This window comes from Asanoa iriomotensis (assembly GCF_016862515.1).
GTDB lineage: Bacteria > Actinomycetota > Actinomycetes > Mycobacteriales > Micromonosporaceae > Asanoa > Asanoa iriomotensis.
In genome coordinates, this window is the sequence record NZ_BONC01000016.1 from 1 (window position 1) to 22253 (window position 22253).

Consider the following 22253-nt stretch of genomic DNA (forward strand, 5'->3'; position numbering starts at 1 on the left):
TGGCGGCAAGAGCTACGTCGGGCAGGCCGAGGACCCGTTCTTCCTGGACCTGCGGGTGTTCGACCTCATCTACGGCGGCAACCTGTCCGAGCGCGGGCAGGACACCCTGGCGGGCTACAACGTGCAGTCGATCGCGCTGCAGGTGCCCAAGACGGCTCTGGCGCTCAACGGCGACGCGACCAGGAACCCGGTGATCGGGATCTGGAGCGCGACGTCCAAGGACACCATGAACGTCGCGGACCCCAAGGCCGGCGACCACCAGGTGCAGGTCTCGCGGCTGGGCAACCCGCTGGTCAACGAGCTGGTCCCGGCGGCGAACCAGAAGGACGCGTTCAACGCCAGCACCCCGGCCGACGACGCGAAGAACCCAGCGCTGGTCGCGCGCGTCACCAACCCGGAGCTGCCCCAGGTGATCCAGGGGATCTACGGCATCCCGGCCCCGGCGACGCCGCGTAACGACCTGGTCGAGATCTACCTGACGGGCATCGCGAAGAAGGCACCGACCCTCGACGGCTCGACGCCGCCGATCCAGGCGGACCTCAACTCGCAGATCCTCAACGGCGACGTCGACCCGAGCAAGTTCGTGCCGGCCGAGGAGCTGCGCCTGAACATGAGCGTCCCGGTGACCGCGAACCCCAACCGGTTGGGCGTGCTGGGCGGTGACAACCAGGGCTTCCCGAACGGCCGGCGCCTGACCGACGACGTCGTGGACATCTCGCTGCAGGCGTTCGAAGGTGCGGCGCAGACCGGGCAGCTGGTGCCGGCACTGGCCGCGGGCGACAAGGTCAACGTCAACAACGTGCCGTTCGGTGACACGTTCCCGTACCTCGCGCTGCCCAGCAACGTGGCGGTCAACCAGATCGACGCCGGTGGCATGCCGAACGGCGGCGTTCCCGGTGGCGCCGGCGGCACCGCGGGCGGCGACTGGACCCGGGTCGGCGCCGGCTTCGGCGCGGCGGCCCTGATCTTCTGCGGCTTCGTCCTGCTGCGCCGCCGCAACGCGTGGCTCGACGCGCGCTGACGCACGGCGGGTGCGGCGCGGCCAGCCAGGCCGCGCCGCACCGTCTCGACCGGGAGGAGCAGGAGCTTTGGACGCATCGGGTACGGGTGCCGGCGTGCTCCGTCGCACCTGGCTCGTGACGCTGACCGTCGTGGGCCTCGCGGGGCTGGCGATCTGGCTCGTGCCGCACGACCCGGCGTCGCCGCCGGTCGCGACCCCGCCCGCGCCCAGCGCCGCCGGGGTGGCCGCGGTGCGGGCCGCCGCCGCGCAGCCAGCGCAGTTGCGCATCCCGTCGATCGGCGTGCGGTCGCCGCTGGTCGACCTCCGGCGGCTCGCCGACGGGACGCTCGAGGTGCCGACCGACTACCAGGTCGCCGGCTGGTACGCGGGCGGCCCGAGTCCCGGCGACGCCGGCGGGCCGCCGGCCGTGATCGCCGGGCACGTCGACTCGGCAACCGGCCCGGCCGTCTTCTTCCGGCTCCGGGAGCTCAAGAAGGGCAGCAAGATCGAGGTGAGTGGCATCGACGGTGCGGTCCGCACGTTCACCGTGTACCGGTTGGCCGACTATCCGAAGAACACCTTCCCGAGCGGTGAGGTGTACGCGGCCAGCGCCCGCGCGGAACTGCGCCTGATCACCTGCTCCGGCGACTTCGACCAGGCCGCGGGGGCGTACCGCGACAATCTCGTCGCCTATGCCACCCTCGACGGGGGTCCCCGATGAGGCCCCGGCGCTGGTTGCCGGCCGTGCTCGTGCTGACCGGTGCGGTGCTCGCTGTCGGCACGATCTTCGTCCGCGGCTTTGAGCCGGCCGGGCCGGTCTCGAGCCCTCTCTCCGGCCCCCTCTCCGGCCCGCTCGACTCGCACGTCGGTGGCGCGACGCTGGCGTCCGCGATCGACGCGGCGCAGCGGCGGCTCAGGACCGTGCCCAAGGACTGGTCGACGTGGGCCGCGCTCGGCTCGGCGTACGTGCAGCAGGCCCGGGTGACCGGCAACCCGGCGTTCTACCCCAAGGCCGAGGGCGCGTTGCGCCGGTCGTTGGAGCTCGAGTCGGCGACGAACTGGCAGGCGTTGGTGGGGATGGGTGCGCTGGCCAACGCGCGCCACGATTTCCCGGCGGCCCTCGACTGGGGTCGCAAGGCGGAGAAGGTCAATGCGTCGGCGGGCAGCGCACAGGGCGTGATCGTCGATGCGCTGACGCAGCTCGGTTCCTATCAGGAAGCCCGCGACGCCGTGCAGCGGATGCTCGACGTCGAGCCCGGCATCTCCGCGTTCGCCCGCGCCTCCTACGACCTGGAGCTGCACGGGGACGTGCCGCGGGCCCGCTATGCGCTGCAGCGGGCCCTCGACGACGCGGCGGCGCCCGCCGATGTCGCTTTCTGCCGCTACTACCTCGGCGAACTGGCGTTCAACGCCGGCGACCAGGCCGGCGCACTCAAGGAGTACGACCAGGCGATCGCGGCCGACGCGACCTATCAGCTCGCCTATGCCGGCCGGGGCAAGGCCGCCTTCGCGCTCGGGCGCACCGAGCAGGCTCTGGCCGACTACGCGCGGGTCACCCAGGCGCTGCCGTTGCCTGAGCTGTTGGCCGAGTACGGCGACGTGCTGACCGCGGCCGGCCGCACGGACCAGGCCCGGCAGCAGTACGACCTGCTGGACGCCGCGCAGGCCCTGTTCACCGCGAACGGGGTCGTCGACAAGCTGACCGCCGCCCGGTTCGCCGCCGACCACGACCAGCCGGCCGAGGCGTTGACCGACGCCCGGGCCGAGTTCGCGGCGCGCCCGAACGCGCTGGCCGCGGACACGCTGGCGTGGGCACTGCACCGCAACGGCCGCGACGACGAGGCGCTGTCCCATGCCGACGCCGCGATCAAGCTCGGGTGGCGCAACGCGGCGCTGTACTACCACCGGGGCGCGATCCTGGCCGCGCTCGGCGACCGCGACAAGGCCCGCGCCGACCTGACCACGGCGATGGGGATCAACCCGCACTTCGACCCGCTGCAAGCGCCGCGCGCGCGGGCGTTGCTGGACTCGCTGGGCGGGCCGGCGTGAGGCGCCTGCTGGCGGTCCTGGCCGCCGCCGCCGCGACGCTTCTCCTCACACCGGCACCGGCGTCGGCCCACCCCCTCGGCAACTTCACCGTCAACCATTTCCACGGGTTGCGGCTGCTTCCCGACCGGATCGAGGACGCCGCGGTCGTCGACGAGGCCGAGATCCCGACGCTGCAGCAGCGCGCGGACGTCGACCGTTCCGGCGACGGCGTCACCGACGCCGGCGAGCTTGCGGACTACGCGCGGCGAACCTGCGCGGCGCTGGCGGCAGCCGTGCGGGTCGAGGTGGACGGTCGGCTGCTGGGTTGGCGCGTCGAGGGCAGCACCTTCGAATACCTACCCGGTGCGGCCAACCTGGCCACCGGGCGCACGTCGTGCCGCCTGACCGTCGCGGCGGACCTGCACGGCGCTGCGACCGTCCGGTTCACCGACGCATATCGCACCGACCGGATCGGCTGGCACGAGATCACCGCGACCGGTGCCGGGGTCGGCCTGCAGGACCCGCCGGTGCCTACCACGAGCGTCAGCGACGCCCTGCGGTCGTACCCGGACGACCTGCTCTCCTCGCCCTTGGATCAACGATCGGTGACCCTGCGCACCACCGCGGACGGCGCCGCGCACGGCGCCGCCGCCGCAGCGGCCGTCGACTCGTCCGGTCCGGTCGCCCGCGCGCTCGGCGGCCTGAGCAACCGCCTCAACGACCTGACGGGCGCTGACCATCTCACCCCGTTGGCCGGCCTGCTCGCGATCGCGCTGGCGTTGATCCTCGGTGCCGGGCACGCACTGCTGCCCGGACACGGCAAGACCGTGATCGCCGCCTACATCGCGGGCCGCCGGGGTTCGTACCGCGATGCCTTCACTGTCGGCGCGACGGTCACCGCCACGCACACCGGCGGCGTGCTCATCCTCGGCCTGCTGCTGACCGCCGCCACGTCGATCGCCGGCGAAGCCGTGCTGGGTTGGCTCGGCATCCTCAGTGGACTCATCATCACGGCGATCGGCGCGGCGCTGCTGCGATCCGCGGTGAACCGGCCGGCCGCCGTGGCCCTGACGCCGGTCCTCGCCACCGTGGGCGCGCACGGACAGGACCATCACCACCACCATGGCCATGGCGCCCACGACCACCGCCGGCGCGGCCTCGTCGGCCTCGGTGTGGCCGGCGGCCTGGTGCCGAGCCCGTCCGCGCTCATCGTGCTGCTCAGCGCCATCGCCCTGGGCCGCAGTTGGTTCGGAGTCCTCCTGGTGGTGGCCTACGGCGTCGGCATGGCCGCCGTCCTCACCGCGACGGGCCTCCTCCTGGTCCACGTCCACGGCCGCCTGGCGCACCGGATCGACACCGTCTCCGGCCGGGCCGCCACCGTCACCCCTCTCATCACCGCGGCCCTGGTCCTCCTGGTCGGATTGGTCCTGGTGATCCGCGCGGCGGTCCCAGTCCTCTAGGAGCGGCGCCAGAATGACGAACTGCGCTTCGGCTCCGCGTTCGCGACCTTGTCCAGGACTTCCAGGGCGTACGCCCACAGCTCGTCGAACGGGCGGCTGCGGATCGTCTCCGGCCGCAGGGTCTCGGCGAGCATTCGCAGCGGGCCGTCGACGGCGAGGGCGGCCAGCCGGCTGCCGAGGTCTTCGAGAGCTTCGCGTCGCTCGTAGGCCGGACGGCCGGTGAGGTCACGCAACCGCTGTGCCTCACGCGCGGCCAGGTCGGCCAGGTCGGCCAGGTCGGCCAGGTCGGCCAGGTCGGCCCGGTCGCCCGCGACGGTGGCGGGTGGGGCGGGAGCCGCAGCAGGTGCGGCGGGAACGGCCCGCGTGAATGCCTGGGTGGTGTACCCGTCGAACCCAGCTGTCTCCGACCGCTGGGGCCCACCCCTCATGGCCACCGGCCCTGCGGCAAGCATGTCCCAGCCGGAGGCCGGCTCGACCGGCTGGATGATGCGGTGGCCGGAGCCGCCCTCGGCGACCACTCGGCTGTCCACCGCGAGGTACGCGGTGAACCGGCACAGCACGCCGAACCGCAGTGACGTGTCGACGATCCGCCGCTCGAGCTTCGTCAGGTCGCGGCCGCTCGCGGTGGCGTACCGGTCATCCTGGTCGCGCAGGTGTGCCCTGGCCCAGATCGCGGTGAGCGCGGGGTTGTCGCTCGGCTTGGCGTCGGCGGTGACCGTCCAGGCGCTACCGTCCCGGGTCGTGCCCCGCAGGGTGAGCCCGCCGGCCGCGGCGCCTCGATAGCGTCCCGAGACCACGTACGGCACGCCGGGGAACAGGTCCGGCAGGCGGCCGGGCGTCCACGTGTCGTCGACGGGCGACAGTCCGTTCGCGGCGATCGAGACACCGGACACGAGGGGAGCGCCGATCCGCCGGTGGATGTTGTCCATCGCCTCGTCCAGCCGGTCTTCGCTCTCCACCAGCTCGCAGCGCCCACCGCCGGCGGCGGCGAGCCGGCCGAGGAAGCCGGCGTTGACCGCCCGGTCCACCCCTACGGTGTGCACCCGCACGCGGGCCAGGTCGCCGGCCGCCTCGCGCAGGATCTGGTCCTCGTTGCCGACCTGGCCGTCCGTCACCAGCACGAGCACGCGGTCGCGCTCGCCGTCGGCGGCGGTCAGATATCCGAGACCGCGGCGAAGTGGCGGCAGCAGTTCGGTGCCGCCCCGTGCCGCCATGCTGGCGAGGTGCTCGACGGCCCGGAAGCGGTGCCGGTCGGTGGCGGCGACGAGCCCGGACGGCAGCGCGTCGGGTTCGTCGACCGTGTGGTCGAAGGCCAGGACGGCGAACCGGTCGGCGTCGGTGAGCGTGTCGACGATGCGGGCGGCGGCCCGGCGGGCGGCGACCATCTTCCAGCCACGCATGCTGCCCGAGCGGTCGAGCAGCAGGACCACATCGCGCGGGCGGGGCGTGCCGGCGCCGGTCGGCGGCAGCACGGTCAGCTGGAACGTCCCCTCGTCGCCCTCGGCGTCGGCGACCGTCAGGAGCGCGGCCGACTCGTCCGGAGCGCCGTACGCGAGACGCAGCACGAAGTCCCGGTCTGCCCGCTCCCCGGGTCGCACCCGGATCCGCCCGCCTTCCTCGACCACCGTGTGCAGGCTGGACCGGATCGCCCCCAACGGCAGGCCGCCCGGGTCGACGCCGACGTCGATGGAAAGCCGCAGCGGGTTGGGGAACCCGGGCAGCAGCACGGGTGGCGTGATCCGCGAGGCGTCCGGCACGGCGCCGGTGTCGTCGGCGTGACCGTCGCCGACGCTGGGCCCGGGCAGCGGCGCGCCCGGGATGTATCGCGGTGCGACCACGAGCGGGAACCGGAACGTCGCCTCACCATCCTCCATGGACAGTGGCCCGGCCAGTGTGAGCGTGACGGTGACGCGCTCGCCCGGCAGGATGTTGCCGACCCGCATCGTGAACACGTCGGGCCGCTCCTCCTCGGCGATCGAGGCACGCTTCCCGGCCGCGATCGCGTCTTCGTACTGCTGGCGGGCGGCACCGCGCTCGGCCAGCTTCGCCTCGACGACCCGGCCGTCGGCCACCATCCGCATCCCGGTGACGGCGGCGCGGTCGGGCAACGGAAACACGTACGTGGCCTCGAGCGCCTGGTCGTGCACGTTCAGGAAGTCCTGGGTCAACTCGATGCGGCTGACCAGGCCGGTGATGTCGGCGCGCAGGTCGAGCCGGTCCAGCGGCAGGTTGCCGCGCTCGGTGCGCAGGGCGCCGAGCCCGGACTCGCCCGTGGTGCTGCGGGCCCGCTCGTGGCTCAGCTCGGCCTCGGTCATCGGTGTGACAGCGTTCATCATTCGCTCCTCAGCAGGCCTCGTGCGGACAACAGGTCGAGCAGCGGTCCGGCGGCGGCCAGGATGGCCGCCTGATCGTCGTGGTCCGGCGTCGCCGGCAGCAGCAGGAACGCGCCGCCGTCAAGTGGCACGCCCGTGAGCAGCGCCGGCTCTGCCCGCGGGGGCGCGGCCGCCGCGGTCTCGGCGTCGGCCGGCGCCGGCGTGGGCCGCTCGGTCCAGAACCGGGCGACCCGGGCCGCCGGCTCGGGCTGAGGTTCGGCCTCAGCGGTCGCGGCCGGTAACGCGTCCGGCGTCGCCGCAATCTCCCGCAGCGTCGCATCACTGGCCCCGGCCAACTCGACCTGGATCTCGGCGATGCTCCTGCCGTGCGCCTGGCGCTGCTTGATCGCGACGAGCTGCAACAGGTGGCGCTCTCCGTAGAGCGCCGTCCGGCCGCGCATGGCCGCGGGCCGATCGACCAGGCCAATCGTGGCGTACCACCGGATCACCCGCGCGTCGGGCACGTCCCGCACCCGGCCGTTGGGCGCGCCCGGATAGCCGTCGCCGAGCGCCGCGGCCACCCGCGACGCCAGCTCACCGATCGTCCACCCAGCGCTCACCACCCATCAAACATGACACTGTCAGATGACAGTGTCAATAGCCCGCCGGCCTCAGGAGGACAAAGCTGTCAGAAGGCCGCCTGGGATCATCGATGCCGTGACGACCTTCCGTCTGTTGCGGCAAACGAATCGTTCCTCGCGATTCGCTCAGGTCACCGTCGAGGTGGCGGCATCCAGCCGGTCGGAGGTAGAGGTGACCGCCATCGCCGCCGAGGAGCACCGCCGGGAAGCGGAGTTGGGCGCTCGATGGGCTCTGGGCGGCCGTCCTGCGGCGAGGGTGACCGTGACCGATGTGGTCATCACCGAAGTCGACACCGGCACAGGCGACGTCTACGAGGCCGCGGCTCGCGCCGTGTGGCAGGCGCTAGGCGTCGAGCATCGGGCGGCGTACGCGGGCTTCACCGATCCCGAGATGGTCGCGTCGTGGCTGACGAACATGGTCGATCGACGGCTCGAGGCCGTTACGGAGGCTCGGCACTGGCACGAGGGGCGACGCGGGCCGGACGCCGAGAGCCTGCTGCACGCTTGGCTGTTCTTCGAACGCGCGGGGCCGGTCGGTCTGCACGGCCGCGGCGATCAACTCCTGCTCGCGAAGGAGAACCCCTACCGTTCCTACGGCGCGGACGAGTACGGAGAGACCAGGGTCGGCCCGGCACAACGTCCGGACGTGCTTTCCGGGTTCATCGGGCGCCGGCTCACCGACGCCGCCGTGATCGTCGGGCAGGACGGCGCCGGGGTCTGCGGCGGCCTCATGCTGCGATTCGAGAACAGCGACCTCGTAGTCGGGACGCTCGGCGACGAGTGGGTCCTCGCGGTCGGCTCGGTGCCAGCGGCCGCCGCTCATTACTGGACCGTTCAGCCCTCTGTGCGCGGCGGCTGACGTCGTCGCGCCCTCGTCCCCGATCCACTCCCGCCAATCGTTGGCGTGGCCGGCGTAGGTTCGCCCAGAACGCTGTAAACGGCCGAACGCATCGGCCGTGATCCACGCGGGCCCCACCGCGACGGACGGGATCTCGTCGCGGTGGGCGCGGCTGGTCGCTTGCTAGAGGCTGTGGGCGGTGATGTCGCCGTGTGAGGCGGTGGCGCGGATGTCGAGTTCGGCGGCTGCGTCGTTCTTGAGGGCGTTGCTGATCCGGCCGTAGCCGGTGCCCGTGCCCAGACTCGCTGAGACGCCGCCAACGGCGGCGATCGAGATGTCGCCCTACCCGGCGCGGAGCACGACCGCGCCGCGCAAGGCCGGCTTCTACTCCGTTGTGGTGATCCGCTGGACCAGATAAAGATCATCAGAAACGTCGTGCGCGGGCACGGCCACGGCGTGAACTGGGAACGTGATGGCCTGCGTCGTAAAGCCCCAAGGCCTGTTCTCCCAGGCGCTCACTCGCACATGGCCTTCCCCGACGGCCACCTGCTCGATGATCACCGAGTAGCCGCCCGTCGGACGCCAACCAAGAGCCAGCATCACCACCAGCTCGGATGCCCAGTCGACGGCTGGGACCTGCGGAGCGGGGCGTTGGCCGCTCGTCATCGTCGTCCAGCGCCCCACCCACTCATCTTCGGTGCGCACCAGGAAGAGCCCGGCTTCCGGGTAGGAGCTGTCGATGGAGTGCGCGCAGCCGAGGAACAGGCTGCGAAATGCAATGGGCGAAGCAGCGGGACCGACCATCGATGAACCGTAGCAATTAACGAGACGACGCCCCCGCCACGATCACGGGCGTGGATTCCGCACACGCGCGCCCGCATGCGGCAGGTCCGTGGCGAACAGGTTGTGGAGGAGTTGGATCGCGATCGAGCCCTCGCCGACCGCTGATGCCAGGCGTTTCACCGAACCGTGGCGGACGTCGCCCGCCGCGAAGACTCCCGGCATGCTCGTTTCGAGGAGGAACGGGCGGCGAGCCAGCGGCCACGCACGAACGTCCTCACCCGTAAGGAGAAAGCCCTGCGCATCCCGGTCGATCTCCGGCGGCAGCCACTCGGTGAACGGGCGCGCACCGATCATCACGAACAGCCCATCCGCGTCGACGGTCTCCTCGGCAACGCCACGAAGCACGAGACGCTCCAACGACCCGCTGCCACCGCCGCCGACGATCTCGGTGCCGAGGCGGACCGATACGTTCGGCGTCGCCTCCACCTCGCGGACCAGATAGTGCGACATCCCGGCGGCGAGTGACGAGGCCCGGACCACGAGCGTCACGCGTCTCGCGTAGCGAGCGAGATAAACGGCCGCCTGCCCGGCCGAGTTCGCGCCCCCGAGCACATAGACGTCACGACCGACCATCGCCGGCGCCTCGGACATCGGGCCGCCGTAGAAGACGCCCGCGCCGTTCAACGCCTCGAGGGTCGGGACGCCCAGCCGGCGATAGTCGGCGCCCGTCGCGATCAACACCGCGCGGGCGCGTACGCGGCCGCTGTCGGAAAGGGTGACGGCAAGTCCGTCGCCCTCGCGCCGCAACTGCGTCACTCTTTGCATGAACGCGAAGTTCGCTCCGAAGATCCAAGCCTGGTCGTACGCCCGCTGAGCCAGCCGCCGACCGCTGACACCTCGGGGGAAGCCGAGGTAATTGCGAATCAGTGAGCTTGATGTCGCCTGGCCGCCGATCCCGCCCTCGTCGACGACCAGGGTGCGCAACCCTTCCGAAGCGCCGTAAACGGCCGCCGACAGACCGGCCGGTCCCGCGCCGACGATGACGAGGTCGAAATCGATCCGGTCCGGGTTGACGGCGGAGCCGGCCGCCGTTGCGAGGTCGACGTTGCTGGGGTCCGTCAGGACCTTCCCGTTGGGAAAGATGACGACCGGGAGCGGTTCCCGGGCATCCGCATCAGCGAGCAGAGTGCGTCCCTCGTTCGAGTCGGCCAGGCAGAACGAGTGCGGGATCGCGCAGCGGCCAAGCAGGTTGCGGAGCTCATAAGCCCTGCCGGACCAGGACTCGCCGACGATGTGGATCGTGTAGGGCAGCGCGCGCCGCGCGTCGGCCCACCCGAGCAGCAAGCTCGAGATCGCATGGTGAAAAGCCTCGTCCGGTGGCTCCGACGGCCGCAGCACGTAATGGTCGATGCGGGCGCGGGCCATCGAGTCGAAGATCGCCTGGCCCGTCTCCGGGTCGCCCCAATCGCCCCACGCGATGACAAGTCCGCGCTTCGCGTGGGGATGAAGGCGACGCGCCGCGTCCAGCAACTCGATGCCGGTCGCTCCGGACGGCCGCTGTCCCGAAAGGACCAACGCGACCTCGTCGCCAGAATCGGAAAGGTCTTCGAGGCAGGCCTGCGCCTCCTGCGGCGAGTGAAAACTCATGACGCGGTAATGCCGCCCATAGCGGTCGCGCAACTCCCGCTCGACATCACGAAGTGCGCCCGCATCCTGATCTACGGCGACAAGCACCGGACGAGACACGCAGTCAACTTTACGCCAGGCAAAAGGCGACCGCGCCGGACATGGAAGAGCCGGCGCGGTCGACATCACTACCGGCTGAAGGTGGCCGTCCAGTTCGTTTCCCAGGTCTCGCCGCCGTCCTGCGAGAAGGACTGCTGCCAGGTCGGGTGGGCCGGATCCGTCTTGTTCCATTCGTAGCGGACGCGAATCGGGCGACCTTCCCACGTGTCGTCGCACTCGAAGCGGCCGACACCGCCGTCGAAGCGGCCCACCACCGGGTTGTCGAGTTGGCCGCCGCTCGTCTTCGACGCCCACCAGATGCGCCAGACCTGCTCCGCCGGGTCGTACAGGCGCAGCGCCAGCCCCTCCAGGTCGCGCTCCGGGGCGCGCAGCACGTCGAAGACGCCCGTGCCGTCCAGCAGGACCTGGCAGTCGAGGGTCGCCGCGAACTCGTACCACTCATCCTGTCCTGCCAGCACCTTCGTCAGTCGCCGCTGGCGGCTCGTCCAGTGGCCCGTGAGGAATTCGAAGTCGGTGTTCGTCATGAGCAGTGACGCTAGGGCCGTACACCTGACATCTTTTGTCAGTGGTCGCCGGCAGAATTCGGCCATGCGCGCCGATCGGTTGTTGTCCCTCGTGCTCCTGCTGCAGAGCCGGGGGCGGTTGAGCGCGACCGCGCTCGCCAACGAGCTCGACGTCTCCGTGCGCACCGTCTATCGCGACATGGTCGCGCTCGGGACCGCCGGCATTCCGGTGTACGCGGACGCGCGCGGCTACCAACTCGTCGACGGCTTCCGCACCCAGCTCACCGGCCTCACCGCCGACGAGGCCCGCGGGCTCGTGCTGACCGGGCTGCCCGGCGCCGCCGCCGCGCTCGGGCTCGCGGAAGCCGTCGCCGCGGCCCAGCTCAAGCTCGACGCCGCGCTGCCCGACGCCCTGCGGGAGCGGTCCGCGCGGATGCGGCAGCGATTCCACCTCGACGCGCCCGGCTGGTACCAGGACGGCGACGAAGCCGATCACCTCAGTGCGGTCGCCGAAGCCGTGTGGGAGCAGCAGATCATCACGATGCGCTACGAGACGTGGTCCGACGTCGTGTCGAGACGGCTCGCGCCGTACGGCCTGGTGCTCAAGGCCGGCACCTGGTACCTCGTGGCCGCCACCGACGGCGACGTGCGCACCTACAAGGTCAACCAGATCCTCGAGCTGGCCGTGCTGCCCGAGCGGTTCGAGTGGCCGTTGGGCTTCGACCTCGCGCGGCACTGGCGGGAGCACGTCGTGGCGTTCCGGACCCGCCTGCACCAGGGCACGGCCGTCGTGCGGTTCGCGCCGGCCGCACTGCCGCGGCTGCCGCACCTGATGGGTCGCGCGGTCGCCGAGGCGGCCACCGCCGGCGAGGTCCAGCCCGACGGCTGGACACTGGCCACGGTCCCGATCGAGTCGGAGAGCCACGCCGAAGGCGCGTTCCTGCGCCTCGGCGCGCAGGCCGAGGTGCTGCGGCCCGAGTCGTTGCGGGCCCGGATCGGGGCCACCGTCAGCACCCTCGCCACGCTCTACGAGCTGGCAGGATGACGGCTATGCAGGGCATCAGGATCCGCCATCGGGGCAACGAGCCGCGCGTGCACGAGTCCGCCTACGTCGCGCCGACGGCCACGCTGGTCGGCGACGTGCGGGTCGGCCCGCGGGCGCGGGTGATGTACGGCGCGGTGCTGGACGCCGAGGGTTCCCACATCGAGCTCGGCGAAGCCACGGTGATCTGCGAGAACGCGGTCCTGCGGGCGTCCGCGGCCACCGGGACCGACCAGCCCGTGGTCCTCGCCGACCACGTCTTCGTGGGTCCACACGCGACGCTGCTCGGCTGCGAGATCGGGCGGTGCGCCTATCTCGGCACCGCCGCCACCGTGCTGCAGACGGCCCGGCTGGGCGCGGGAGCGGTGGTCGCCGTCGGTGGGCTGGTGCACGCCCGCACCGTCCTGCCCGACGAGTTCTTCGTGCCGCCACACAACCTCGCGGTCGGCGACCCGGCCCGCGTGCTGCCGCCCGGCAGCCCCGAGGTGCCCGACGCGATCCGCCAGGTCGGCTTCGCCGCTGTGGCGTTCGGCGTCGATGCACAATGGACAGACCGGATCAGCAGGTACGAGCGCAGCGCCGAAGTCCGGGTCGCGGAGTTCGGCGCACACGCCGACGACGAAGTTCTTTAGGGAATCAACACGATCTTCCCGCGTACGCCGCCCGCCTCGACGAGCCGGTGCGCCTCCGCGGCCTCGGACAACGGCATCGTGGCCGCGACCCGGGTGCGCAGCTCGCCGGCGGCCGCCTGACCCACCAACTCGGCCAGCACGTCGCGGTCGAGGTGGATGAGCTGCAGGTGCTGGCGGACGTCGCGGCTCGGATCGGCCGGCGGTGTCGGCCGGGTCGTCACGACCGCGCCGCCGTCCTTGACGGCCGCGAGCGCCGCGTCGCCGAGCGGCACCGCGTCCAGCACGGCCTCCACCGGCCCGACCGTGCCCAGGTCGGCGGAACGCGGGATCACCTCGGCCGCACCGAGCGCGCCGACCCACGCCTCGTCGTCGTGGGTGGCGTGAGCGAGCACGCGATGGCCGCGCCGCACGGCCAACTCGGTCGCGAACCCGCCGACGCCGCCGCTCGCGCCCGTGACCAGCACCGTCGACGGCTCGTCGAGCGAGAGCATCGCCAGCGCCTGGTGCGCCGTGACCGCGTTGAGCGGCAGCGTCGCGGCCGAGGCGACGTCGAGCCCGTCCGGCAGCGGGACCAACCATTGCCCGTCGGCCGCCACGTACTCGGCGTACCCACCGGGTGTGCCGCGGGTCAGGTACCAGGGAATCATCCCGACGACGCGGTCGCCCACCGTCAGGTCGGCGACGTCGGCACCCACCGAGGCGACCTCACCGGCGATGTCCCAACCGGGCAGGAAGGGTGGCGGCACCGGCCCGCCCGGAATCATCCCGACCCGGGCGGCGATGTCGGCCGGCTGCACGCAGACGGCCCGCACCCGCACCACGACCTGCCCCGCACCCGCCACCGGATCGGGCAACTCGGCCACTCGCAGCCCGTCGGGTCCACCAAGCTCAGCGACGATCACTCCATACATCGGTCCAGTATGGACGTGAAGGCGCGGCAGCAAAAGATCACAGTGGACGGTCAGTGGAGCGGCGGCGTGCGGCCGTCGAACCAGTTGTCGGCGCGCTGTGCCGTCGCCATCTCCCGATCGCCGACGACGCGCAGCGCGTCCAGCTCCGCCACCTGCTCGGCCGTGAGCCTCAGCTCGGCCGCGGCCGCGTTCTCGGCCACGTACGCCGCCCGCCTGGTGCCCGGGATCGGCACGACGTCCGGCGCCTTGGCCAGCAGCCAGGCCAGCGCGACCTGCCCGGGCTTGGCGCCGAGCTCACCGGCGATGCGCCGCACCACGTCGACCGTGCTCAGGTTCTGCCGCAGGTTCTCGTCGGAGTAGCGCGGGATGCCGCGGCGGAAGTCGTTCGCCGGCAGGTCGGCCGTCGACGCGATCGCACCGGTCAACGCGCCCCGGCCGAGCGGGCTGTATGGCACCACGCTGATCCCGAGCTCCCGCGTCACCGGCAGGATCTCGCGCTCGATGTCGCGTGTCCACAGTGACCACTCGGTCTGCAGCGCGGTGATCGGGTGCACCGCCACCGCCCGGCGCAGCGTGTCGGGGTGGGCCTCGGACACGCCGAGGTGGCGCACCTTGCCCTCGCGGACCAGGTCGGCCATCGCGCCGACGGTCTCCTCGATCGGCGTGTTCGGGTCGATCCGGTGGATGTAGTAGATGTCGACGTGGTCGGTGCCCAGGCGCCGCAGGGACCGCTCGATCCGCCGGCGCACGTAGGCCGGCGAGCCGTCGATCCGCGCGGTGCCGGTGCCGTGCGGCGCCTCCACGATGCCGAACTTGGTGGCGATCACCACCTGGTCCCGCCGGCCGGCCACCGCCTCACCGACGATGATCTCGCTGTCGCCGTACCCGTCGGCGGTGTCGATCATGGTGACCCCGCTGGCGAGCGCCTGGTCGACGATCTCGCGGGCCGCCTGCCGAGGGTCGTAGCCGCTCTGGCCGTACGGGTTGAGGAAGCTCATCGCCCCGAAACCGACCGCGCCGACGGCCAGCTTGTCCGGACCCAGATAGCGAACCGGAATGGTCATGTCGTCCCTCCGATGAAGTTTGTCCTCACCTGAGGACACTATGTCCGCACCTGGGGACATCGCAAGCCGAACGGCTAACCTGGCGGGGTGACCAGCACCACTTCCGATGCCCGCGACGCCCGCGAACCGGCCAGGCGCGACTCCGCCGCGAGTCGGCGGGCGATCCTCGACGCCGCCGCCGACCTGTTCTGCCGGTCCGGCTACGACGGCGCCGGCACCCGCGACATCGCCCGTGCCGCGGGCGTCGACGCCCGTCTGATCACCCGCTACTTCGGCTCCAAGGAGCAGCTGTTCGCCGAGGTGGTCGACGAGCTGTTCGCCAAGACGCTGCTGATGACGCCCGAGCACACCGCCGAGGCGGCAACGGAGCTGCTCACCGCCGCACCGCCGGCCCGCGACGGCATGATCCTCACGCTGCGCTCGGCCGCCAACCCGCGCGCGGCGGAGATCATGCGCGAGCACGTCGAGCGCCACTACCAGCGGGAGCTGGCCGAGGGCCTGCCCGGCGCCGACGACCGGGCGGGCCGCGCGGCGCTCCTGATCGCCATCTGTGCGGGCGTCCAACTCATGCGCAACGTGCTGCACGACGAGGCCCTGACCGACGCGCGACACCTGGCGCCGTATCTCCGCAAGGCCCTCGACGCGGTGGCCTACGAGGACAGCTGAGCCGCCGCGGCCTCGAGGTCGTCGACGGTGCCGGACATGATCGTGCGGACGTGCGCGGTGATGCTTGCGGCCGGCCAGTCCCACCACGCGAGCGCCAGCAGGCGGGCCACGTCCTCGTCGCTGTAGCGGCGGCGGATGAGCCGGGCGGGGTTGCCGCCGACGATGCCGTAGTCGGGCACGTCGTCGACGACAACCGAGCCGGAGGCGATGACCGCGCCGCTGCCGATCCGTACACCTGGCATCACCATGGCGCGATAACCGAACCAGACGTCGTGGCCCACCACCGTGTCGCCCCGGGCGGGCAAACCCGTGATCAGGTCGAAGTGCTCGGACCATGAACCACCCATGATCGGGAAGGGGTACGTGGACGGCCCGTCCATGCGGTGGTTGGCGCCGTTCATGATGAACCGCACGCCCTCGCCCAGGGCGCAGAACTTGCCGATCACGAGCCGTTCAGGCCCGTAGTGGTAGAGCACGTTCCGGGTCTCGAACGCCGTCGGATCGTCGGGGTCGTCGTAGTAGGAGAACTCGCCGACCTCGATCAAGGGCGAGGTGACCAGCGGCTTGAGCAGCACCACCCGCAGCTGGCCGGGGATGGGATGCAGGACGTTCGGGTCGGCTGTCATGGACTCGCTTCCTCAGTCGGCGGCGGGGCGGATGATGATGTCGCCGTGCCGGGTACGGGCGTGGACGGTCACCTCGTCGCCGGACGGCTTCGCGCCGCCACCTGACGAGACGTAGTCGCGCACCGATCCTCGCTCGCTCTTGACGGCCACGTACGCCGTGCTGTTCTCGCTGATCCCGACCTCGATGTTGCCCGAGCCGTTGGACAGGTCGGCCTGGCCGCGGGTCATCCGGCCGATCCGGATGCCGCCGCTGGCGGTGCCGGCGGTGACGCCGGCGTCGGCGCGGTCGACGTCGAAGTCGCAGCTCGCGCTGCGCAGGCTCAGGTCGGCGTGGGCGTGGCCGATCCACGCCCGTCCGCCCGAGTTCTCGACGGCGGCAGGTCCCTCGACCTCGCCGATCCGCAGGTCGAACGCCCCGCCGTCGACGTCGGCGCGCCCGGCGACGTGGCCGACCGCGACCTGACCGGAGGCGATGTTGGCCCGCAGCGCGCTCACGCGGTCTAGCCGGACCTGGCCCGACGCCATGTGCAGGTCGCTGTCGCCCAGAACCCCGTCGGCCCGGATGTCCGAATGCGCGAGATAGGCGGCCAGGCTGGACCCGGCCGGCAGGTCGATCGTGATGGCGACGGAGCCCGCCTTGTCGCCCGAGGTGGTGGTCTTGACCGAGAGTCGGCCGGCGGCGAAGTCGACCTTGGTCTTCTCGGCGACCTTGGCGTCCTTGCGGCTGGCGGCGTCGATGGGCTCGACCGTCACCACGGTGTCGGCGCGGTCGGTTGCGACGACCCGCACGTGGGCGCCGGCGACCTCGACGGTGGCGGCGATGGGCTCGGGGGTGGCGAAGCTGGGCATGGCGGCGTTCTCCTCGTTCGTCGTCCGTCGGCGGTGTGCCGTGGGACAACCATCGGCGCCGGGTCCGCCACCGACCTGACACGCTGCTGACACGCCTTTCCGCTACGGCCACGCCGCCGGGTCTCCGCCGTAGGGCACCAGGCGGTCCGTGGTCGGCAGGGTCAGGTTGCTGAACGTGACCGGTGGCGCCAGGAAGGTCACGGCGCCGTAGGTCGTGTCGATCTCGACCGTGTCCGCCGGGTAGGTGTCGGTCTCGGGCACGTCGCCCTGCGCCGCGACGTCGAGCAGGCCGAGCGCCTGCACCCACATGACGCTGCGGGTCAGGGACAGCTTCACCTGGTACGAGCCGCCTTCCGTGGCCCGCCGCAGCAGGGCCGCCATCATCCCGGCGGCCGCGCAGTAGCCGGTGATCAGGTCGGCCACGTAGAAGACCGGGGAGAACTTCGGCGGGCCGCCCAGCCCTTCCTCGAGCGCGAACCCGGACGTCACCTGCCCGTTCTGGTCGAACCCGGGCCGGTGCCGCCAGGGGCCCTCGTGCCCGTAGGCGTTGGCGGACATGTAGACGATGCCGCGTTCGCTGTCGGCGGCCAGCGCTTCGGGCTGCAGGTTGAAACGCTCGATCACGGCCGGCCGGTACGTGCAGGCGAACACGTCGGCGGTGGCGGCCAGCCGCCGCATGGTCGCCATGTCGTCGTCGTACCGGAGGTCGAGATACGCGTCGTACTTGCCGGCGTCGACACCGAGATGCTGGGCGAGCGTGTCGGCGTACCAAGGTGAACTGATGTGCAGCACGTCGGCGCCGTACTCGGCGAGCGTCCTTGCGCTGCGGGGGCCGGCGAGGACGTGCGTGAAGTCGAGCACGCGTACACCGTCGAGGGGTGAATCGGGGTCGTAGGTGAAGGGGACCGGATCGCCGTCGGCGATCTTCGTGATCTCGATCTGCGGCACCCCGGCGAGCGCCTGTCCTTGTGGGTGCGCCAGCCATTCTTCGCGCGTGCGTTCGCGGCAGGCGGGGAGACCGGCGTCGGAGAGGGCCCGCACCAGATCGTCGGAGTCCCATTTGGCGACCTCGCGGGCGAAGGACGCCTTCTTGTTGCCGCAGTCGAAGAAGTTCAGATAACCATTGAGCAATTTCTGGTACGGGGGCCCGGCTTCGAGCATGACGTAATGGCCGTCACGGGTTTCGAAGACGCCGTTGACGTCGACGAACTCGGCGCCGACGTTGCTGGAGTAGCCGGCCTGCTCGACGAAATGCGTCGGATGCAGGTGATGCAGCCCATGGACGACGTCCATGGCGATGTCGGTCGGTGCGCCGCCGCGTCGTTCCCAGATGGCGGCACCGGCGGCAGCGATCAGCAGATGCGCGGTGCAGGACGCTTCCGCGAGCCGATGCGGCGACCGGATGACGGGATCCGACCCGAGGATGGTCGCGTCACCGGAGAAATGCGCTTCGATCCCCACCTGCCGCATGAGGTCTGCCAGTGGCCGCAACTCACCGTTACGAAGACTGCGCGCGCCGGTTGTTTCCATGCTCTCGCCCCCCGTGGCCATCATCCCTCTGTCGGTGGCGGGCCGCCCCGTACGGTGGCGGTGTGGCAATTGAGGTGATCGTGCTCAATGGTGGGTCCAGCTCGGGCAAGTCGGGGATCGTCCGTTGCCTGCAGGCGGTGCTGCCTGAGCCGTGGTTGGCGGTGGGCACGGACACCTTCGTCGACGCCCTGCCGGCGTCGGGGTCGGGCATCGATTTCGGCGCCGACGGCTCGGTGACTGTCAGTCCGAAGTTCCGTTCGCTGGAGGCGGCGTGGATCGAGGGCGTCGCGGCGATGGCGCGCGCGGGCGCCCGGGTCATCGTGGACGAGGTCTTTCTGGGTGGGGCTTATTCACAGCAGCGGTGGCAGAAGGCCCTGGGGGATCTGTCGGTGCTCTGGGTCGGCGTGCGCTGCGACGGTGAGGTGGCCGCGGGCCGCGAACTGGCCCGAGGCGACCGAACACCAGGAATGGCCGCGTCCCAAGCGGAGGTGGTCCACCAGGGCGTGGCCTATGACCTGGAGGTGGACACGACACATTTGGAGTCGCTGACCTGCGCCCACACGATCGCGGCCCACCTCACGCAGGGATACGTGCGGTGACTCCGACGTCAGCCACTCTCTCGGTGCACCTACTGGCCGTGGTCGACGGTGTCGCGGCGGTTGCGGAGGCCGACCAGCGCGACGCCCGCCGCGATCAGCCCGACGCCGACGAGCAGGACGGTGCCGACGGCCATGCCGGTCGCCCGAGCGTCATTCCCGCTGCCGTCGCCGCCGCCGGTGCCAGGCGCGGACGGCCCACCACTGGGCACGACCGCGGCGCCGCTCTTTTCTGCGGGCGGCGCCACCCGATTGGCAACGGACCGACCGTCGCCGACGGCTTGAATGACCGCCCGCATGGACCCACGCGGACCACTCGTCGCGGTCGGCGCCAGCCGCGGCCCTGCGGGCGGCTGCGACCGGGCGCCCGGCGGCGCCGGCTGCGGCCGAGCGAGCGGCGGCGAAGCCGCAACGCTCCGTCGGGATGACGCGTCGCCCAACGTGCCGGGCGGCTTCCGCGCGGCGGGGTGGACCCGCTTGGGTTCATGCGGCACGGGCCGCACGACCTCGACCCGTCGAGCACCGGCCCCGGACGCAGCGGGTGGTTGATCAGCCCAGGCCGGCCCGGCCCCAAAGAACAGCACAGCACCCACCGCCGACGCGGCAAGTGCAAGCGCGGGCCGCCAACGCATGATCCTCCAGCCGCCATGAATGCCCGGACGACACATGCTTCTCGGCGGCTGACACCCGGCGCATCCGCTGAAGGGACAGCTTCGCCTGCAGGTCGGACCCCCACCGCGGCACCTCCCGGGTGCCCAAACACCCACCCGGTGGGAACCCTGGTACTCTTTCCCGGTCGCTGAGCCCCCGTAGCTCAGGGGATAGAGCACCGCCCTCCGGAGGCGGGAGCGCAGGTTCGAATCCTGCCGGGGGCACATCCTTAAACTGCGCACTGCGGTGTCGCCAGCGTTTGCGCTCTCCTTATTTCCACGTTCCGATCGTGGCTGTCCCCAGTTCGCCACCCGGGCCAGTTCCTCGATCAGTTGTCCGCTGATCTCCGCCTTGAGAGTCGCCCGCCGACTGCGGTGGTCGTAGTGGATCTCGACCCGGAAGGCGTCGAGGAACCTGTGGAGGCGGTCCGCCGCCAGCTCATTGAGATCGACCTCGACCAGCGGCAGCAGGTCGAGCAGGGAGACATCGTTGGTCGGCGGTTCAGGCGCGGCCGCACGGTGTGCGGCGAGGGCGCTCGCCGCCTCTGCCATGTCTCGATCAAGCTCCTTGACCCGGCGGTTCATACGCCCGAAGAAATGGCCATCCGCGTCAGCATTTGTCTCCAGGGCACGAAGCAGATTGTCGGCTGCGGTTTCGAGCTCGGCGACACGCCGTTCCAAGACGATCTCCGCCTGGCGGTGAGCTGAGGCGGCGTGCGTTGCGGCCGCAGGCAGGCTTGCGGCGACGAGTTTGATCCGGTCGGGCCCAAGCACGTGGGTGTTGAAAAAGTGGGACACGACATCGGTGAGCTTGCGCTCGTTGACCCATACCGCGGTCGGGTGGCCGTCCGGACGGACTCGTCCCCGAGGCTGGCAGTAGCTGTAGGCGGTGCCGGCGTGGTTGCGTTTGCCGTGCATGCGCGTTCCGCAGGGTGAGCAGTACACGTAGGACCGGAGGCGGTAGACGCTTTTCGTCTGGCGATGTGGGTTCCGGGCCATCGGGCCGAGGTCGGCGCGGGCCTTGTCGCGTCGCCGTGGCGTGGGCTGTGCCGCGAGGAAGAGTTCGACGGGTACGAGGGCCTCGTGTACGGGGCGGCTGGAGATGATCCACTCGTCGCGGGGGTTCACCTTGCCAGGACTTTGCTTGTCCTTGGTGGCGCGGCGGTTCCAGACCATGTGACCGGTGTACTTCGGGTTGATCAGGATCTCGCGAACCGATGAAGGGCTCCAGCGGCCAAGGGCCCGCATGGGGTCTACCGGCTCCGGTGGTGGGTTCTCAGTGAGGTCCTCGTTTAACGTCCCGGCGATCATGCGGTAGGAGAGGCCGTCGTTGGCGCGCATCTCGAAGATTCGCGTGACGACCGGCCCGCGGGCGGCGTCGGGCGCGAGCTTGGTCTTGTGCTTGCCCTCGGCCCGTTTGGCCGGAACCGGGTGCCGGATTCGCTCCGCGCGGTAGCCGTAGGGCGGCTTGCCGACGTTGAAGCCTTGGTCGGTGTGGATCTCGATGCCGTTGCGGGACTTCTCCAGCATTTCGAGCACATACCACTCGGCGACACCCTGCTTGGCGCGGCGCAGCAGCACCATGCCGGCCTTTTTCTCGATCCGGCCGGTCCGCGCGGATCGCATGACCGGCTCGTCCGCCGCGATCAGCGGGATGCCAAGCTGTTCGAGGTCATGTTCGATCTTCGTGCTCTGGTAGGTCAGCCGGGCGATGCGGTCAATGGATTCACAGATGACCCCGTCGAACCTACGGTCAGGCCGCTGCGCCTCAGCAAGTAGGTCGGCGATCCCGCCGTCGCGTGGGATGTCGATGTCGAAGTTGCGCCAGGCAGAACTGGTGCCCCGAGCGCCGAGCGCCTTGCGTGAAGTCTCAACGTCCCAGAAGTGCAGGCTTATCTCCATGTCGTCGCTGAGCGCGACCTGGCAGGAGCGCAGCTGCCTGGGGAGGGAGATCGTGGGGTCTTGGACCTCGTCGTCCGATGTTCTTCCCATCCAGGCCAGCCGCAGCCGCCGCGGTTCGGGAGTGTCGACGACACGGGCCTGGAGCCAAGTCGCAAGTTTGGCGGAATCCGCCTCGCTGTTCTCGGTCACGTCGACCGAGGTGGCCTTCGAGTGAACCATTCGAATACCTCCAGAATGGCGTCGACCTGTTCGGTTGCTAACCGCCTGCCAGCTGCGCCGCCAACAATAGTGATATCAAAATCCAATTCTAATGGCGATTGGTCGATATTCGGCGGACCCGCTGTGACACGTTTTGTCGACAATTCGGATTTGACATTGTCCACAACGCGATTTGTTGGGGCGGGCGGCGCCGTCCCATTGTGTTGCTGATTGCTGGCGTCAACCACGGATTTCCCTTGGCGATGGGAACGCGCG

At 70.9% G+C, this 22253-nt stretch carries 21 protein-coding genes, 1 tRNA gene and 1 pseudogene; 11 read left to right on the top strand and 12 right to left on the bottom strand.

The annotated features are described in order from the left end of the window. The 4 genes from Air01nite_RS13525 to Air01nite_RS13540 all read left to right on the top strand — a co-directional run. Positions 1-1021, top strand: a 1021-nt coding sequence (locus Air01nite_RS13525; RefSeq protein WP_203702474.1) for a DUF4331 domain-containing protein, incomplete at its 5' end; no start/stop codon positions are given. A 94-nt stretch (positions 1022-1115) separates the two neighbouring features. Continuing rightward, on the top strand, positions 1116-1721 hold the full coding sequence (locus Air01nite_RS13530; RefSeq protein ID WP_203702475.1) for a class F sortase: 606 nt from the start codon (positions 1116-1118) through the stop codon (positions 1719-1721). Continuing rightward, positions 1718-3049: a tetratricopeptide repeat protein gene (locus tag Air01nite_RS13535; RefSeq protein ID WP_203702477.1), complete on the top strand. Its 1332-nt coding sequence runs from the start codon at positions 1718-1720 to the stop codon at positions 3047-3049. The genes Air01nite_RS13530 and Air01nite_RS13535 overlap by 4 nt, the downstream gene beginning before the upstream one ends. After that, positions 3046-4488, top strand: a complete 1443-nt coding sequence (locus tag Air01nite_RS13540; protein WP_203702478.1) for a sulfite exporter TauE/SafE family protein — start codon at positions 3046-3048, stop codon at positions 4486-4488. The genes Air01nite_RS13535 and Air01nite_RS13540 overlap by 4 nt, the downstream gene beginning before the upstream one ends. Here the strand turns inward: Air01nite_RS13540 and Air01nite_RS13545 are convergent. Beyond that, positions 4485-6821 (bottom strand): VIT domain-containing protein, encoded by a 2337-nt coding sequence (locus Air01nite_RS13545; protein WP_239090699.1) that lies wholly within the window; start codon positions 6819-6821, stop codon positions 4485-4487. The two genes, Air01nite_RS13540 and Air01nite_RS13545, sit on opposite strands and share 4 nt — an antisense overlap. Further along, entirely contained in the window at positions 6821-7423 is a 603-nt protein-coding gene (locus Air01nite_RS13550; protein WP_239090700.1) for a helix-turn-helix domain-containing protein, read from the bottom strand. The genes Air01nite_RS13545 and Air01nite_RS13550 overlap by 1 nt, the downstream gene beginning before the upstream one ends. A 190-nt stretch (positions 7424-7613) precedes the next feature. Here Air01nite_RS13550 and Air01nite_RS13555 point away from each other — a divergent pair, with 190 nt between their 5' ends. Next, on the top strand, positions 7614-8300 hold the full coding sequence (locus Air01nite_RS13555) for a hypothetical protein (RefSeq protein WP_239090701.1): 687 nt from the start codon (positions 7614-7616) through the stop codon (positions 8298-8300). A 363-nt stretch (positions 8301-8663) separates the two neighbouring features. On the opposite strand, the gene Air01nite_RS13560 is transcribed toward Air01nite_RS13555, so the two are convergent. From Air01nite_RS13560 to Air01nite_RS13570, 3 genes are all read right to left on the bottom strand, one after another. Continuing rightward, positions 8664-9083, bottom strand: coding sequence for a protease complex subunit PrcB family protein (locus tag Air01nite_RS13560; protein ID WP_203702482.1), 420 nt, complete (start codon positions 9081-9083; stop codon positions 8664-8666). A 42-nt stretch (positions 9084-9125) separates the two neighbouring features. Further along, complete coding sequence (locus tag Air01nite_RS13565) at positions 9126-10808, bottom strand: NAD(P)/FAD-dependent oxidoreductase (RefSeq protein WP_203702484.1); 1683 nt, start codon at positions 10806-10808, stop codon at positions 9126-9128. A 68-nt stretch (positions 10809-10876) separates the two neighbouring features. Continuing rightward, the gene (locus Air01nite_RS13570; protein WP_203702486.1) at positions 10877-11332 is read right to left on the bottom strand and encodes a hypothetical protein; all 456 of its coding nucleotides are present in this window, start codon (positions 11330-11332) and stop codon (positions 10877-10879) included. A gap of 64 nt (positions 11333-11396) precedes the next feature. On the opposite strand from Air01nite_RS13570, the gene Air01nite_RS13575 reads away from it, so the two are divergent. Together Air01nite_RS13575 and Air01nite_RS13580 are read left to right on the top strand one after the other, a co-directional pair. Next, positions 11397-12356 (top strand): helix-turn-helix transcriptional regulator, encoded by a 960-nt coding sequence (locus tag Air01nite_RS13575; RefSeq protein ID WP_203702487.1) that lies wholly within the window; start codon positions 11397-11399, stop codon positions 12354-12356. A gap of 5 nt (positions 12357-12361) precedes the next feature. Beyond that, positions 12362-12985, top strand: coding sequence for a gamma carbonic anhydrase family protein (locus Air01nite_RS13580; protein WP_203702488.1), 624 nt, complete (start codon positions 12362-12364; stop codon positions 12983-12985). On the opposite strand, the gene Air01nite_RS13585 is transcribed toward Air01nite_RS13580, so the two are convergent. Next, positions 12982-13896 carry an NADP-dependent oxidoreductase gene (locus tag Air01nite_RS13585; protein ID WP_203702489.1) on the bottom strand — a complete coding sequence of 305 codons (915 nt, stop codon included), beginning with the start codon at positions 13894-13896 and terminating at the stop codon, positions 12982-12984. The genes Air01nite_RS13580 and Air01nite_RS13585 overlap by 4 nt on opposite strands. Before the next feature lie 50 nt (positions 13897-13946). After that, a complete protein-coding gene (locus tag Air01nite_RS13590) occupies positions 13947-14960 on the bottom strand; it encodes an aldo/keto reductase (protein ID WP_203702490.1) in 1014 nt (337 codons plus the stop codon). Between the two features lie 87 nt (positions 14961-15047). Between Air01nite_RS13590 and Air01nite_RS13595 the strand changes: the two genes are divergently transcribed. After that, a complete protein-coding gene (locus tag Air01nite_RS13595; RefSeq protein ID WP_203702491.1) occupies positions 15048-15626 on the top strand; it encodes a TetR/AcrR family transcriptional regulator in 579 nt (192 codons plus the stop codon). On the opposite strand, the gene Air01nite_RS13600 is transcribed toward Air01nite_RS13595, so the two are convergent. The 3 genes from Air01nite_RS13600 to Air01nite_RS13610 form a co-directional block, all read right to left on the bottom strand. After that, positions 15611-16252, bottom strand: coding sequence for a CatB-related O-acetyltransferase (locus tag Air01nite_RS13600; RefSeq protein WP_203702492.1), 642 nt, complete (start codon positions 16250-16252; stop codon positions 15611-15613). The genes Air01nite_RS13595 and Air01nite_RS13600 overlap by 16 nt on opposite strands. Before the next feature lie 12 nt (positions 16253-16264). Beyond that, positions 16265-17101 carry a DUF4097 family beta strand repeat-containing protein gene (locus Air01nite_RS13605; RefSeq protein WP_203702494.1) on the bottom strand — a complete coding sequence of 279 codons (837 nt, stop codon included), beginning with the start codon at positions 17099-17101 and terminating at the stop codon, positions 16265-16267. 102 nt (positions 17102-17203) lie between these two features. After that, positions 17204-18571 (bottom strand): CoA transferase, encoded by a 1368-nt coding sequence (locus tag Air01nite_RS13610; RefSeq protein ID WP_203702495.1) that lies wholly within the window; start codon positions 18569-18571, stop codon positions 17204-17206. A gap of 122 nt (positions 18572-18693) precedes the next feature. On the opposite strand from Air01nite_RS13610, the gene cpt reads away from it, so the two are divergent. After that, positions 18694-19230: a chloramphenicol phosphotransferase CPT gene (gene cpt / locus Air01nite_RS13615; RefSeq protein ID WP_203702496.1), complete on the top strand. Its 537-nt coding sequence runs from the start codon at positions 18694-18696 to the stop codon at positions 19228-19230. A 29-nt stretch (positions 19231-19259) separates the two neighbouring features. Here the strand turns inward: cpt and Air01nite_RS13620 are convergent, their stop codons facing one another. Then, positions 19260-19526 carry a hypothetical protein gene (locus Air01nite_RS13620; protein ID WP_203702497.1) on the bottom strand — a complete coding sequence of 89 codons (267 nt, stop codon included), beginning with the start codon at positions 19524-19526 and terminating at the stop codon, positions 19260-19262. A 504-nt stretch (positions 19527-20030) separates the two neighbouring features. Here Air01nite_RS13620 and Air01nite_RS13625 point away from each other — a divergent pair. Both Air01nite_RS13625 and Air01nite_RS13630 read left to right on the top strand, forming a co-directional pair. After that, a tRNA-Arg gene (locus Air01nite_RS13625) sits at positions 20031-20102 on the top strand. Between the two features lie 159 nt (positions 20103-20261). Beyond that, on the top strand, positions 20262-20585 hold the full coding sequence (locus Air01nite_RS13630; protein WP_203702498.1) for a hypothetical protein: 324 nt from the start codon (positions 20262-20264) through the stop codon (positions 20583-20585). A 348-nt stretch (positions 20586-20933) separates the two neighbouring features. Here the strand turns inward: Air01nite_RS13630 and Air01nite_RS41905 are convergent. Further along, positions 20934-21998 (bottom strand): annotated as a pseudogene (locus Air01nite_RS41905) (recombinase family protein); the annotation flags it as partial. Between the last annotated feature and the right edge of the window lie 255 nt (positions 21999-22253).